We start from the raw sequence: 12,839 nt of genomic DNA, 5'->3' as shown, positions 1-12,839 counted from the left end.
ATAAATCCTCTCATAGACAAGCTCCTGCTAGTGGGCGTTCAAGCGCACAAGCTAGATCAGCATTGCCTTCTGTACTACCACCAAAACCAACATGATCCAGTGAGCCGAGCTCAGCAGTCCGAAAGTTATCCGGGCGGTCGCTCTACCCCGGCTCTCCTAACATTAATGAGTGCTGCTCAGTAGAGCATCCCACTTACGCCCGGTATTCAAGGGCTGACTCAGTGATTAGTTTTAGCACACTCGAATTTTATACGTATGTCAGCCACCGCAACCGTCGCTGAGGAGGAATCAAATATGAGCACTCGACTACTTCCAGGCATGGCATTGAGCTCGTTGTTTATCTGCAGTGGCCTCAGCACTGACGCCGCAAGCGCGGATGTGGTCAGCACATCGCAGCAAAAGGAGGCACCCATGAGGTGGGATCAGCGCGAGCTTGGCAGTATCGTCAAAGCAGACGATTTACATATCTCGGTATTTCGACAGGACATGGTGAACTACGGTACGCCGACATTTATATGGTGCATTGAGGTGGGAGGTGACCTCTATGTGCGTGCTTACAACGGCGTTCAGTCCCGTTGGTACCAGGCTGCACTTAAACAAAGGGCCGGTAGGATTATCACAGCCGGCAAGACGATCGACGTCAGGTTTGAACCGGTTAGCGGTGACGTCAATGATCCCATCGACGACGCCTACCGAGCCAAGTACAGCGCCAGCAGCTATCTGGCTCCTATGATCAGCGAGCGCTCGCGAGCTGCGACTCTTCGAATTTTTCCTGAAGGCAACGCGCGGTGAGAGAAATAGCATTGGCTGAGCCTCGTTCTGGAGAAACGCAAACGGGGCACGAACCGCAGCACGGCATCCGGATTCTGTTGATCCTCAGTGCCTTGTTGGCCTTCGCGTCGATTTCTACCGACCTCTATTTGCCAGCAATGCCAATTATGGCGACCTCTTTAAACACAGACGGCGGCACGATGGCGCTGACCGTGAGCGGCTACCTGGCTGGGTTCAGCGCAGGGCAACTGTTCTGGGGGCCGTTCAGTGACCGCTATGGCCGAAGGCTGCCTGTCGCGCTTGGCTGCTTGCTCTTCATCGCGGGATCCGCCGGCTGTGCGCTGGCCAGTGATGGCACCACCCTGGTCGTCTGGCGTGTGGTGCAAGCATTAGGGGCCTGTGCCAATGTGGTTCTCGCACGGGCCATGGTGCGTGACCTTTATGAAGGCCGGCAAGCCGGCCAGAAAATGTCCACCTTGATGACCATCATGGCGGTCGCACCACTGGCGGGCCCTACGGTTGGCGGGCAGATTTTGCATTCGTTCTCCTGGCAAGCCATCTTCTGGACCCTGGTAGTGCTGGGGGTGGCCACGCTAGCTAGTCTGGTACTTTTACCCGAAACCTTACCAGCCACCCGGCGCAGCCACACTTCGCTACAAACCATCATCCAGCGTTATGGATTGCTGCTGCGCACGCCCAGGTTTCTGGCCTACGTTGCCACTGGCGGGTTTTTCTACGCGGGTACTTTCGCCTACATCGCGGGCTCGCCCTTTGCGTACATCGCTTACCACCATGTTGATCCGCAGTGGTACGGCGTGCTGTTCGGCGCCGGCATCATTGGGCTTATGGTCACCAATCAACTCAATGCTCGATTGCTCAATCGCTATGACGCCGACGCAGTGCTGTTTGTGGGCGGGGTCATCTCGGCCAGTGCCGGAGCCTTGATCGCATTCACCACCTGGGCTGATTGGGGCGGACTGCCGCTGCTCATCTGTGGCTGTTTCGTGTTCGTCACCGCCACAGGCTTTGTTCTCGCCAACGCCATCACGGGAGCATTGAACTGCCTTCCCCAGTTTTCTGGCACTGCATCAGCACTCGCCGGCGCTATGCAGTACGGAGCCGGTATTTTGGGCTCAGCACTGGTGGCGAGGTTTGCCGATGGCACTCCCTGGCCCATGGGCTCGGTCGTGGGCATTTGTGGCTTTGGCTGTCTACTCGCCGCAGCCTGCGTGCTGTGGGCACGTCCTGTATCTGATCACCTTTAAAGTTGAGGATCTTCGATGAGTTTTTCATTTGAAAACCAAGTTGCACTGGTCACAGGTGCAGCCTCTGGAATTGGTTGGGCAACTGCCAACGCGTTCGCTCAGCTATGTGACAGGGCAATCCATTTCTGTGGACGGCGGTTTCATCATGCGTTGACCTCCGAGCTTCGCCACGCCCGCTTGTAGCCAGTCAATGCCACGAGTGCCAACGCTCACCACAATATCAAGGAAATGATCTATGCCAGAAATGAAGCTGTCCAGGACACCCCGTGCGCTGCTTATCGCACTGGGCGTAATTACCTTGCTACCAGGGTTGTTCATGCTCATCGCTGGAATCTATCTGATTACCTTGGGGGGCTCCTGGTACTTTGCGGTGGCAGGCTTGGGCATGACCGCATCCGGGGGACTTCTTTTACGTGGGCGTCTGTCAGGATCGTTGCTTTATCTTGCCCTGTTCATTGCGTCTATAGCGTGGTCGGTATGGGACGTGGGTTTCGCATTTTGGCCTTTGTTTTCAAGGTTGATGGCGCTGGCTGCCTTGGCTTTCCTGATACTGCTAGGCACCCCAAAGCTACTTTCTGGCGGCACGCCTTTGGTGGCCAGGCTTTCATACGCTGGCGCGTTTGTTGTTGCTGCCGCGCTCGCGGGAACATTCTATGCAGCACTGCAGCCGCAGCCTATTCAGACTGCTGACGCTGCGCCGAGTCCAGTCCCCGGTAAAGCGGTTGGCACAGTCGAACCTGCCGCCGACTGGCGGCACTTTGGGCGTACACCTTCCGGCACCCGGCACGCTGTTTTGGATACGCTCAACCCGCTGAACGTAGCTGACCTCAAGGTTGCCTGGACATACCGAACGGGCGAGATCCCTAAGGGGGTTAAAGAAGCCCATGTCGTGACACCACTGCACGTCAACGGCATGCTTTACGGCTGCACTCAGTCCAGCCAATTATTTGCCCTAGACGATGAGACGGGGAAGGAGATCTGGCGCCATGACCCCAGGGTTGAGGCCAACAACGTGTACCCACGCTGTCGTGGCGTGGGTTATTCCGAGGACACCGCTGATGTAGCAACGACGGACACCCAAGTACCTGTGGCGGCTTGCGCGCGTCGGATCATAGCTACAACGGTGGATGCCCGCTTGATCGCGGTGGACGCTCAGACGGGTGAGACCTGTAAAGGTTTTGGTGACAATGGCAGCGTCAGCTTGCGGATTGGCATGGGGAGCCCGGACAAGGAACTCTATTTTCCGACTGCAGCACCCACCGTTGTCCGAGACTTGGTCGTGGTCGGTGGGCTTGTGTGGGACAACCAGAAAACGGGGGAGCCGTCCGGTGTCGTGCGTGCCTTCGATGTTCGTTCCGGTGCGTTGGTCTGGGCATGGGACTTGGGTAACCCCGCAATTACCCGCAAGCCTCCAGAGGGGCAGAGCTATACGCCAGGTACACCGAACGTGTGGTCGATACCGGCTTTTGACGATGAGTTGGGGTTGATCTATCTGCCAACGGGGAATGCGACGCCTGATTTCTGGGGCGGCCATAGATCTCCCGCTGATGACCAGTATTCGTCGTCCATCGTCGCACTTGACATCGCTACAGGCCGTGAGCGCTGGCACTTTCAGACCGTGCATCACGATCTATGGGACTATGACGTGCCCTCCCAGCCAGCCCTTTATGATGTTCCGGACGGCCACGGAGCTATGGTGCCGGCGTTGATCCAGACGACCAAGCGCGGGCAGATCTTCATGCTTGACCGGCGAACCGGTAATCCGATCGCCAACGTTGAAGAGCGGCCTGTGCCTCAGGGAGCTGTTGCGGATGATCGCAGTTCACCGACCCAGCCTTATTCAGTAGGCATGCCCACAATCGGCACTGAACCGCTTAGCGAAAAGCGTATGTGGGGCCTCACACCGATAGACCAACTCATCTGCCGAATCGAGTTTCGCAAAGCACGCTATGAGGGCGAATTCACGCCGCCCAGTGAGCGCCTGACGATTCAATACCCGAGCTGGCTGGGTGGTATGAATTGGGGTTCGGTTTCAATCGCTGAGAACCTCGGCTATCTGATTGTGAATGACACCCGGGTTGCCATCTGGAATCGCATGATCCCCCGCAAAGCCTACGACGAAGCAAGCGTAAAAAATGGTGGCCACGAGGGTAACGCTCCGCAGGCAGGCACGCCCTGGGGTATCGAGATGGGGCGTTTCCTGTCGCCCTTGGGTATTCCTTGCCAGGAGCCACCCTATGGGACAATCAGCGCTATCGATTTGGCAACGCGCAAAGTCGCTTGGTCAACGCCGCTAGGAACAACTGAAGACACTGGTCCTCTGGGGATCGCCACACACTTGCCCATGCCTATCGGCATGCCCACACGTGGAGGGCCGATAACAACCTCTACAGGTCTGGTGTTCATTGCAGCGTCGCAAGACTTTTATATCCGCGCGTTTGACGTGCGCACCGGCAAGGAGTTGTGGAAAGGGCGCCTGCCTGTTGGCGCGGAAGCAACGCCGATGACTTACATCTCTCCGAAAAGCGGCAGGCAATTTGTGGTTATCAGCGCGGGCGGAAACTCCGCCACGACTTCAAAGGGGGATTACGTGGTGGCCTACGCACTACCTCGATGATGCGCGAACCCTGCGCTACATGAACTGAGTGAGCCACACGCTCAATTGGCAGCGCAGGCAAATACTTACCTAAACCCCGGCTGAAGTTGCAGCCGGCAGTGCGGAGTCTGGTAGATGAGTGATGCACACAGCAACAATATTGATCGATCTAAAGAGGCCCTCGGTGGCCAGCTCAGCGAAAGGCGATCGCTGCTCAAGATAACCGCTGCATTGCTCGGTGCTTCCTTGATACCGGGTTTCTCAAGTCGCGCAATGGCCCAGCCCAATAACCTTAAGAACACCAGCGCATTGGGGGCGACTGGTCAAACCAGTCCATCAATGAGCCGGTTTGAGGCTGGATTGAGGAGGTGCAAATCCTCTTTGTTGATCTGCAAGACGCACTGACGCAAGGAAGCCGGTCAGTCGCGCCAACGGCCCTGCGAACCAACGCGGGCGTCCTGGCAAAAATCGCACAGCTGCTGCACATTCCGATGACTTTTTCGCTTGTTCCCGTTAAAGGGAAGCCCGGCGAACTCATACCGGAGCTGCGGGCCTACTCGAATGCGCATAACACTTCCCAGCGCCTGCTCGCTCCAAGCTTCACTGACAAGGCGATGGTTGCGAACTTGGCCAACAATAAGCGCAATACGCTCATCATTTGCGGATTTGCGAGCGAGGTCGCTGTGTTGGAGTCAGCATTGGGCGCTATTGATGTGGGATACACGGTGCATATCCCAGTGGACGTCATTGGTAGCGCCTCCTCGCGTACGGAGTCTGCCGTGTTGCGCCAGATGGAGCTGGCGGGGGCTGTACCCACATCGATCATCAGCTTGGCCGCGAAGTGGTCACCCAATTTTTCTGAGGAGCCTGGGGCATCGGTGCTGGCCGCATTTTCAGAAATTCAAAACACTAATTAAATCGGAAGGCCAGTTTCGAGCCTTCCGAACGCGTCCTTAGCAGTCCCCGCCCGCCCGCTTCGGAGAGGCACTCTCTCTCGATCTGTAGAATCGAGCTAGTGGGGTGTCGCTTTCGCCAAGACATTAACGTCAATGGGACTATAAAAACTGAGCACCTATTGCCCGGGTGTGGGTCATTCCGTCATCAGCGCACCGCTGAGGTACTGCTCGTCAGTTACCGGCTCCATCCAGTCAGTGTTTTTACCCTCAATCGTTTCGGTGACGGCGAAGTGCGACATCGCGGTCGTTTCAGCAGCACCATGCCAGTGGCGTTTTCCGCATGCACAGGAGACGACATCACCCGCTCGAATCTCGGTTCGGGGGCCTCCTTCGCATTGCGTCCATCCGACACCTGTCAATACGACGAGCGTTTGACCTGCCGGATGTGAGTGCCATAAGGTACGTGCGGATGGCTCAAACGTAACGATAGCGCCAGTCGCGCGACCAGGTGCCGCTGCCTGGAACATGTTGTCGATGCGCACCGAGCCAGTGAACCAAGTGTCAGGGCCCTTTACGGATGGCTTGGTTCCACTGCGGATGATGGTTTGGCCTGAATCGTTCATGGAGATAGGGCCCGACATGCGCATGGCAGTAGTCGGCGCTCCTTCGTACTTAGAAAAGTACGGGCAGCCTCAGGCGCCCTCCGACTTGACGTTGCACAATTGCATCAATCTGCGACTGCCCACGCATGGCGGGCTTTATGCCTGGGAGTTCGAGAAGGAGGACAGAGCCGTCAACGTCAACGTTGACGGTCAGCTTGTTTTTGGTTCTGCCTCTCTCATTTTAATGGCGGCCCGATCAGGTCAAGGCCTCGCGTACCTTACGGAAGAGCAGGTGAGATCGGACATAGAAAACGGGGTCTTGATTCGTGTTTTGGACGACTGGTGCCCGCCATTTTCTGGCTATCACTTGTACTACCCAAGTCGGCGCCAACCCACTCAGGCTTTCAGCTTGCTCGTCGATGCGCTGCGTTACGGTGATTGAGGCCACCTTGCTGCCCCAGCGCCGACTTCTGACCTCTATACCGCCTAGTTGACCGTGCCGTGCAAGCCAAGCGATGGCCAAGTCAGGCGCTGGCAGAACATTCCCGGAGGCCGCTGCGTCTGTTTGCATCCAGATAACTTTCAAAGTCTGCCATAACATTGAGATAGCAGCTGATATGGTGCTGGAGCCATAGCCGAAGCACAGACGCCAGCAGGTCGAATGCCTTGCACTGCCCCATCCTTGGCTCCGCCATCATTCCTGGAGGCTCTTCAGGGTAGGAGGGATCCGCCACAACGGTATTTAGAGGGCTGCGGCAGTAATCGCGCGGGGCTTCGACAGTTTGGTCTCGATAGGCCGATTCTCTGCTGATGATGCTTGGGCTGAATTGAATTTGCGGTAGATGTGTCGGGGTTTGCGGGCGATCTGCTTCTACTTGTATGAGCGCAATGCTGAGACTTGAAGCGGTCTCGGGCGCAAGTCGCCCTTGTAGGCCTGTAGCCTTCAGCCACAGCTTTTCGCCCAAGAGTAGGAGACCCGGCAGGGTCGCCGTAACGGCGGAGGGTTCTTTCAAGCGATTGAGGATTATCGGCAGAACATTCCAGGGATTGGACTTGGTACGGCATGGAAAGGAGCATGGTGGTCACTCACCTGCTTAGATAAATCCTACAGGTAAGAGAAACCTTGAAACACCACGGCAGCCGTGACAGAGCCGGGTTAGCTGAGCTATTGAACCGCGAAGACCTCAGGAGGCACCCATGGGATCCCGGGTGAAGTAAATGGCACCGGGATGGCTACTCCACCGGTTTCCCAACCATGAAGAATCTGTGTGGCATTATCATCTTAAGCTGCCAAGCCCACACACCTTGCACATTAGGCAGGCATCCGCCTGACGTATTTGATTCGCGGCGTATCCGATTCAGGGTATATGGTTACGGCGCCCCCCCCCCCGCAGATAGACCGCCGAAAGCCTGAAGTCGGCCAGACTTAGATATACGCGAACCTAGCAGAATGGCCAACAAGCGGCGGCCGATGACTAAACGCTTTACTGAAGTGACGCGCGCCCCTTCTTATCAACGGCAACCCTCGAATCGCTCGCCAGTCATTGATCCCGATAAGGCACCTATTCCTCCGGCCCCAAGTACACCGGCACCCGCCATCCCACCTCGCGCAACGAATGCTGCAGCTGATCCTGAACCCCTAACAACGTTGCGAAGATCGCCATACGTACAGCGATCCCGTTATCGGTCTGCTTGAAAATCGCCAGCCGCGAGTCAAAGTTTAGATCGACACTCAGGTCATTGGCGCCCGGGCGCGAGTCGCGGGGTAGAGGGTGCATGATCAGCGTGTGGGCACCGCAGACGGCATTGACTAGGGCAAGGTTGATCTGGAAGTCGGCGCTGTAGCCCTCCAGCGTCTCCTCCTCGGCAAACCGCTCTTTCTGGATACGAGTGGCATAAACCACATCAGCGCCCTTCAACCCACTCGGCAAATCGTGAGTCTGTTGGACATGGTGACCATTACGAGCAAGGTACTCCACCAGATTGCCACGTCAGTAGAGCGCTTACGTTGATTCGCCCTTCAAGCGATTCGCTTGACGCTGCATCCACCGTCTACGTAAGACGGCCGCGCTGGCCGGGAATTGCTCCTCAAAAAACTCCACGAGCTTAATACGATCTTCACGAAATACACGGAAGTCCTCACGCAATTCACACCATGCGATCACGACATGGCATCCCGTGACATAGCCCATCATGAACGGCCAAAGTGTACGGCGCGTCTCGACGCCGCTTTTATCCTGGTAACGGATAGCGATCTTGCGGCTTTCGCGGCACCAGCGTCTAAGCTTTCGAAAATCCAGATTGCTGCGGCATGCTTCGTGTCGGGGCAGTGTGACGACAGCAGGGTCATCGACTAAACACTTCAAATCGTGCGGCATCACGGCTGCTACCTTTGCTAAGACGGAGAGAGCAGCACGGGACAAATCTCTGTCGCCATTAGCAATCACCCATTGGGCCCCGAGTGTAAGCGCCTCCACTTCGTCAACATTGAGCATCAGCGGTGGTAGGTGGAAGCCTCGGTCGAGGACATAGCCGATCCCGGCCTCGCCGCGAATTGGCACGCGTCTAGCCATGAGCACGGCGATGTCCCGGTAGATCGTCCGCTTTCCGATTTCCAATTCTGTAGCGATTGAGTCTGCCGTGAGTGGCACGTTCGACTGGCGAAGAATTTGAATAATCTCGAAGAGACGATCGGCTCGCCGCATAAGTTTCACCGCATGGCTACAAGAATTGAACTCGAAATTATGCTTCCAATAAGGAACATCGGCACGGTGAGAATTGCATAAGCATAAGGGTGAGGAAACAACGGATTGATCGCAATGTTGGTAGTCGTTGTGCCTAGATAACCGATCCCAACGAGTGCGCCCAAAAACAACGCATCACTTTGACTGTCGATACCGAGGCACTGCAGCAAGATTGCTGTGGTGATAATGCTTATAAGGCTACAAAGGAAGGGGCCAGCGATGAAGCGGGCTGGCGCTTTGGAAGGCCATTCGTCCAACCCCATTACGCTAGCGTAGCGACGACGAAAAATAACGGTGTACCAAATGCCGCCCAATATTAAATGGGCGACACTTGCGATCGCAACGGCGATCCAGTTTAGCTGTGGAAGGGCTGTAAGCATCTTTGATTTGCCTTGGGGATTTAGTGCGTTAATGTACATGTGGCCTGCTGACACCGTTGTGTCAGCATACAAACGCGGCATGCTCGTAAGCTTTAGTGCTGCCAAATAAGTTGGAGAACCCTGACGATATGCTCGTCGAATCGATGAACAGCCTTGCTGCCAGCCGACCGCGGTTGGCCGTCAGCGTGGTGCCTGCTGCTCAATTCGGCCGACACCATGGCCGCTGGCATGCTAACGAGCACACCCAAAGGGAGGTGGCCGTGCCGCGTCGGGTGGTGCCGAACGCTACCTGCTGAAGAAACTCCAGGCGCCGAAAGTCCGCTTCATTGGCCTGCGCAGGCGAGGGGATACGAGAGATCACAGGCTGACTATTAACATCTTCTAAACCGGGTCAACCGGCCACGGAAATCTTGGCACCACGCAGGTAGATCAGCCGTGAGTAACACTTTGATCGCGCTTAACAAGACTGCTGCATTCAGGTTTAAATTGAGTACAGCCAATCTTCACAAGCCGTTGTGCATGAACAACAAGGCCCGAATATGGGATGGCGATAGGTAATCATGTAGCCTTCCTGCTGCCAGTTAGCAAATGTGTCAAACCTAATCGTTCGGCCGGTCAGATCAATGCTGCAGATTCTTCGGAAGAGGGCTGTCCACGTGATGCCCTGACCGCTACTTCGCGAATAGACCCGTATGATCGATGGTCAGCGCTATCCAGTCTGCCGTTGAACAAACGTAACCCGACGTCACGCTGCATCAATCAAGATTTTTTTCAAAGTACACGCGCTTGAAGCCGTGCTCGGTGCGCAGCGCGACTTGAACATACCCAAGCCTTGGATAAATGGAGAGGTTGTCGGTCATCTTCTCATTGGTGTAAAGACGCACTGCACTTATACCGAGCTGCCTTCCAGCGTTTTCACAAAAGCTGATCAGTGATTTACCCACTCCTCGTCCAGCGGCAGTTGGCAGGACGGCGACGTTTTCCAGAAGGACATAACCGTCCTTTGCGTAGAACACCGCGAAGCCCTGCAGGGCTGTGTCTTCACCCGTCGCCACGTACACGATGCCGGCCGCGATTTGGGCTGCATAGTCGGCAGTCATCGGCGCGGGCTTGCAGCCGATCTCAGAAATATAGCGAGCGTAGGCTTCTTCAGCGCATTTTCTGATAGCAGGCTCATCTTTTGTGTCGGCTAGCCGGATCATTAGGGTCTCTTCTTTCAGGGAGGGGGTGTGCGCTTGATACGCTGACAGAGTCTTAGAAACGATGTCGAGGCTCCGCTATTTACCTAATGCTGGAGATCATAAAACCCGGAATGCCAGCCGCTCACTCGAACGCATTGAGGCCCATCACCATTCCAAAAACCATCAATACACAACCGGTGATCCGCTTGCCCCAGCTCGCCGCGCCGGGTTTGGCCAATCGGTCCGCCATCTTTTTTGCGGTTAACGCATAACTTCCGGACACCACGAATTTGATCAGAACAAAGAGCCCGATCAAGCTTAACAGCGAGCCGATATTGGCGTCCTGCGGGTTACCCACAAACTGTGGCAACAACGACGAGAAGAACAGTAGTGCCTTGGGATTGCTGATGCCGACCACGAATGACTTACCCCATAGAGCCGAGATGCGTTCAGGAACCAACGGCTGGGTTTTATTGCGTTGACCTTTGCGGCTCAAACGAAACTGCTGAATACCTAGCCACACCAGGTAGGCCGCGCCAGCGAGCTTTATTGCCGTGAACACGCCAGGGTTGGCCATCAATAAGGCGTCAACCCCCAGCAGTGAGCAAGTCGCCAGTACTGCGATAGCCACCAGGTCTCCAGTCAGTATCAGCACCGCGCGGGCAGGGCCGTGGATGAGCGCGTTGTTGATGAGAAAAATAGTTGAGGGCCCCGGTGAGCCCACTTGGACAGCAGCGATAAGTGCAAAAAGTAAATAGTCGGTGAGTGACATGGAAAACCTAGCGTGCAATTCAGTGAAGAGATGCAGGTAGACTAGGCCGCAAATGGTCTGATCAATAGGGCCACATAACTGAAAGTGGTATGAACCATTATGAGCAAGGGTAGGGTGACGCTGGCCATGGAGCTCCCTCTGCCAGCGGGTGAGGCAACGGGCACGAAGCAGGAGAGGGCATATCTGGCAATACGGGATGCGATTCTAAATGGGCTCGTACAGGCGGGTGACCGATTGCCCTCGACCCGAATGCTCGGTGAGCGCTGGGGGATTGCCCGGGGTACGCTGGAGAACGTCTTCGAGCGCTTGCAGCTTGAAGGTTACATTGTCCGCCAGGTCGGCTCAGGCAGCCGGGTCAGCGCTGTCATTCCTGACAGTTACCTAAAAGCTGTCACCGACTCTCGCGCCGTCCGCACCACCCCGTCCGCTGAAACTGCAACGCCGCTATTGCCACCCGGCACAGAGCATCGGGCGCAGGTCAGCGTGCCTTTCGTTGCACGCTTGGCCAATCCGCATCTGATCGTGCCCGCTGAGTGGGCATTCCATCTACAGCGGGCGATGGCTGGATTGAAGCCGGAGCAGATGTGTAGTGCTGAACCGCAAGGCGCGCTGGCACTGCGTGAGCAGATAGCCCGCTATTTGCGTACTCACCGAGGCATCGACTGTCATGCAGAGCAAATACTGATCACCAATGGCATTCGCCACGGCATCGATCTGGTTGCTCGCTGCGTACTGAAGCCGGGTGATCAGGTCTGTGTCGAGGATCCAGGATACGCTGCGGTTCATCGCATCTTCGAACAGGCAGGTGCAGAACTTTTGCATGTGCCCGTTGATGAGGAAGGGCTTGATCTGGGCGGTCTCTCCAATTTGACTGGATGCCGGCTGGCTTATGTAACGCCTGCCCATCAGTCGCCCTTGGGCGTCATCATGTCAGCCACCCGGCGCCTGGAGTTGCTGGATTGGGCTCAGCATCGGAATGCGTGGATCATCGAGGACGACTACGACAGTGAGTACAACTACCACAGCGCTCCGCTGCCAGCCCTGAAGTCGATCGACTCAATGCAACGCGTTGTTTATTGCGGCAGCTTCAATCAGGCGTTGTTTTCCAACTTAAGGCTGGGCTATTTGTTGGCGCCACCTGAGTTGCATCGTAAGATCCTTGCGCTGTGGCACGCCGTGGGACGCAGTGTGGGCATTTCGGAGCAACTCGGTCTGGCAGAGTTCATGCGCGGCCCTGCCTTCCTGCGACACCTGCGCCGCGCACGCCTGGAGTATCAGGTTTTACGTGATATTTTGCTTGATACGCTTATGGCTGAAGCCCCTGGCCGCTATCGCATCAGTGGCGAACATGCGGGATTCCACCTGATTCTTTGGCCCTCGGGCGATCAGGACGACAGTGCACTTATCAAAGGGGCCGAGGAACTGGGACTGGCTGCAACCCCTTGGCCAGTCGTGTTACCACATCAAGCTTGAACCCGCTTTTCTATTGGGGTTTGCAGCGCTCACACGGGTGCAGGCCAAAAGCGCTGCGCGTCAATTAGGTCAGTTACTTCGTGGTTGATCTGAAATCCTCCAGAGTCAACCGGGTTCCGCTCTTGCCGGCTCAACACATTGCAGGATCAAGGCTTAACC

At 56.1% G+C, this 12,839-nt stretch carries 11 protein-coding genes and 2 pseudogenes; 7 read left to right on the top strand and 6 right to left on the bottom strand.

Annotation, left to right across the window (positions count from 1 at the left end; genetic code table 11):
• Positions 1-294 precede the first annotated feature (294 nt).
• The 5 genes and pseudogenes from ONG87_RS10635 (at position 295) to ONG87_RS10615 (ending at position 5,549) form a co-directional block, all read left to right on the top strand.
• Positions 295-792: a DUF2255 family protein gene (locus ONG87_RS10635; RefSeq protein WP_264381190.1), complete on the top strand. Its 498-nt coding sequence runs from the start codon at positions 295-297 to the stop codon at positions 790-792.
• A gap of 11 nt (positions 793-803) precedes the next feature.
• Positions 804-2,036 carry a multidrug effflux MFS transporter gene (locus ONG87_RS10630; protein WP_197976824.1) on the top strand — a complete coding sequence of 411 codons (1,233 nt, stop codon included), beginning with the start codon at positions 804-806 and terminating at the stop codon, positions 2,034-2,036.
• A gap of 15 nt (positions 2,037-2,051) precedes the next feature.
• Positions 2,052-2,135, top strand: a pseudogene (locus ONG87_RS10625) (oxidoreductase); the annotation flags it as partial.
• Positions 2,136-2,271: 136 nt separating this feature from the next.
• The gene (locus tag ONG87_RS10620) at positions 2,272-4,653 is read left to right on the top strand and encodes a membrane-bound PQQ-dependent dehydrogenase, glucose/quinate/shikimate family (protein ID WP_122478033.1); all 2,382 of its coding nucleotides are present in this window, start codon (positions 2,272-2,274) and stop codon (positions 4,651-4,653) included.
• Between the two features lie 347 nt (positions 4,654-5,000).
• A complete protein-coding gene (locus ONG87_RS10615) occupies positions 5,001-5,549 on the top strand; it encodes an isochorismatase family protein (protein ID WP_264381189.1) in 549 nt (182 codons plus the stop codon).
• A 173-nt stretch (positions 5,550-5,722) separates the two neighbouring features.
• Here ONG87_RS10615 and ONG87_RS10610 read toward each other — a convergent pair whose 3' ends face one another.
• A complete protein-coding gene (locus ONG87_RS10610) occupies positions 5,723-6,151 on the bottom strand; it encodes a cupin domain-containing protein (protein WP_122478269.1) in 429 nt (142 codons plus the stop codon).
• Here ONG87_RS10610 and ONG87_RS10605 point away from each other — a divergent pair.
• Positions 6,150-6,572 (top strand): annotated as a pseudogene (locus ONG87_RS10605) (LysR substrate-binding domain-containing protein); the annotation flags it as partial. The gene ONG87_RS10610 and the pseudogene ONG87_RS10605 overlap by 2 nt on opposite strands.
• Positions 6,573-7,692: 1,120 nt before the next feature.
• Here ONG87_RS10605 and ONG87_RS10600 read toward each other — a convergent pair.
• The 5 genes from ONG87_RS10600 to ONG87_RS10580 all read right to left on the bottom strand — a co-directional run bounded on the left by ONG87_RS10600 (position 7,693) and on the right by ONG87_RS10580 (position 11,207).
• Positions 7,693-8,109 (bottom strand): hypothetical protein, encoded by a 417-nt coding sequence (locus ONG87_RS10600; RefSeq protein ID WP_240998770.1) that lies wholly within the window; start codon positions 8,107-8,109, stop codon positions 7,693-7,695.
• Between the two features lie 24 nt (positions 8,110-8,133).
• Complete coding sequence (locus ONG87_RS10595) at positions 8,134-8,835, bottom strand: YafY family protein (protein WP_264381188.1); 702 nt, start codon at positions 8,833-8,835, stop codon at positions 8,134-8,136.
• A 5-nt stretch (positions 8,836-8,840) separates the two neighbouring features.
• Positions 8,841-9,335, bottom strand: coding sequence for a DUF1761 domain-containing protein (locus ONG87_RS10590; RefSeq protein WP_122478041.1), 495 nt, complete (start codon positions 9,333-9,335; stop codon positions 8,841-8,843).
• Between the two features lie 674 nt (positions 9,336-10,009).
• A complete protein-coding gene (locus ONG87_RS10585; protein WP_122478043.1) occupies positions 10,010-10,456 on the bottom strand; it encodes a GNAT family N-acetyltransferase in 447 nt (148 codons plus the stop codon).
• A 121-nt stretch (positions 10,457-10,577) separates the two neighbouring features.
• A complete protein-coding gene (locus ONG87_RS10580) occupies positions 10,578-11,207 on the bottom strand; it encodes a LysE family translocator (RefSeq protein ID WP_122478045.1) in 630 nt (209 codons plus the stop codon).
• A 99-nt stretch (positions 11,208-11,306) separates the two neighbouring features.
• Between ONG87_RS10580 and ONG87_RS10575 the strand changes: the two genes are divergently transcribed.
• Positions 11,307-12,680, top strand: a complete 1,374-nt coding sequence (locus ONG87_RS10575) for a PLP-dependent aminotransferase family protein (RefSeq protein WP_367400434.1) — start codon at positions 11,307-11,309, stop codon at positions 12,678-12,680.
• Positions 12,681-12,839: the final 159 nt, after the last annotated feature.

This window comes from Pseudomonas sp. MM227 (assembly GCF_947090715.1).
Taxonomy (GTDB): Bacteria; Pseudomonadota; Gammaproteobacteria; order Pseudomonadales; family Pseudomonadaceae; genus Aquipseudomonas; species Aquipseudomonas baltica.
The sequence above is the reverse complement of the archived record's forward strand: the minus strand, read 5'-3'. Positions and strand labels throughout refer to the sequence as shown.

Excerpts from the sequence above, each read along its gene's own strand:
- ONG87_RS10635 (WP_264381190.1), top strand. The coding sequence starts at position 295 with ATGAGCACTCGACTACTTCCAGGCATGGCATTGAGCTCGTTGTTTATC.
- ONG87_RS10620 (WP_122478033.1), top strand. The coding sequence starts at position 2,272 with ATGCCAGAAATGAAGCTGTCCAGGACACCCCGTGCGCTGCTTATCGCA.
- ONG87_RS10610 (WP_122478269.1), bottom strand. The coding sequence starts at position 6,151 with ATGAACGATTCAGGCCAAACCATCATCCGCAGTGGAACCAAGCCATCC.
- ONG87_RS10595 (WP_264381188.1), bottom strand. The coding sequence starts at position 8,835 with ATGCGGCGAGCCGATCGTCTCTTCGAGATTATTCAAATTCTTCGCCAG.
- ONG87_RS10590 (WP_122478041.1), bottom strand. The coding sequence starts at position 9,335 with ATGCCGCGTTTGTATGCTGACACAACGGTGTCAGCAGGCCACATGTAC.
- ONG87_RS10585 (WP_122478043.1), bottom strand. The coding sequence starts at position 10,456 with ATGATCCGGCTAGCCGACACAAAAGATGAGCCTGCTATCAGAAAATGC.
- ONG87_RS10580 (WP_122478045.1), bottom strand. The coding sequence starts at position 11,207 with ATGTCACTCACCGACTATTTACTTTTTGCACTTATCGCTGCTGTCCAA.
- ONG87_RS10575 (WP_367400434.1), top strand. The coding sequence starts at position 11,307 with ATGAGCAAGGGTAGGGTGACGCTGGCCATGGAGCTCCCTCTGCCAGCG.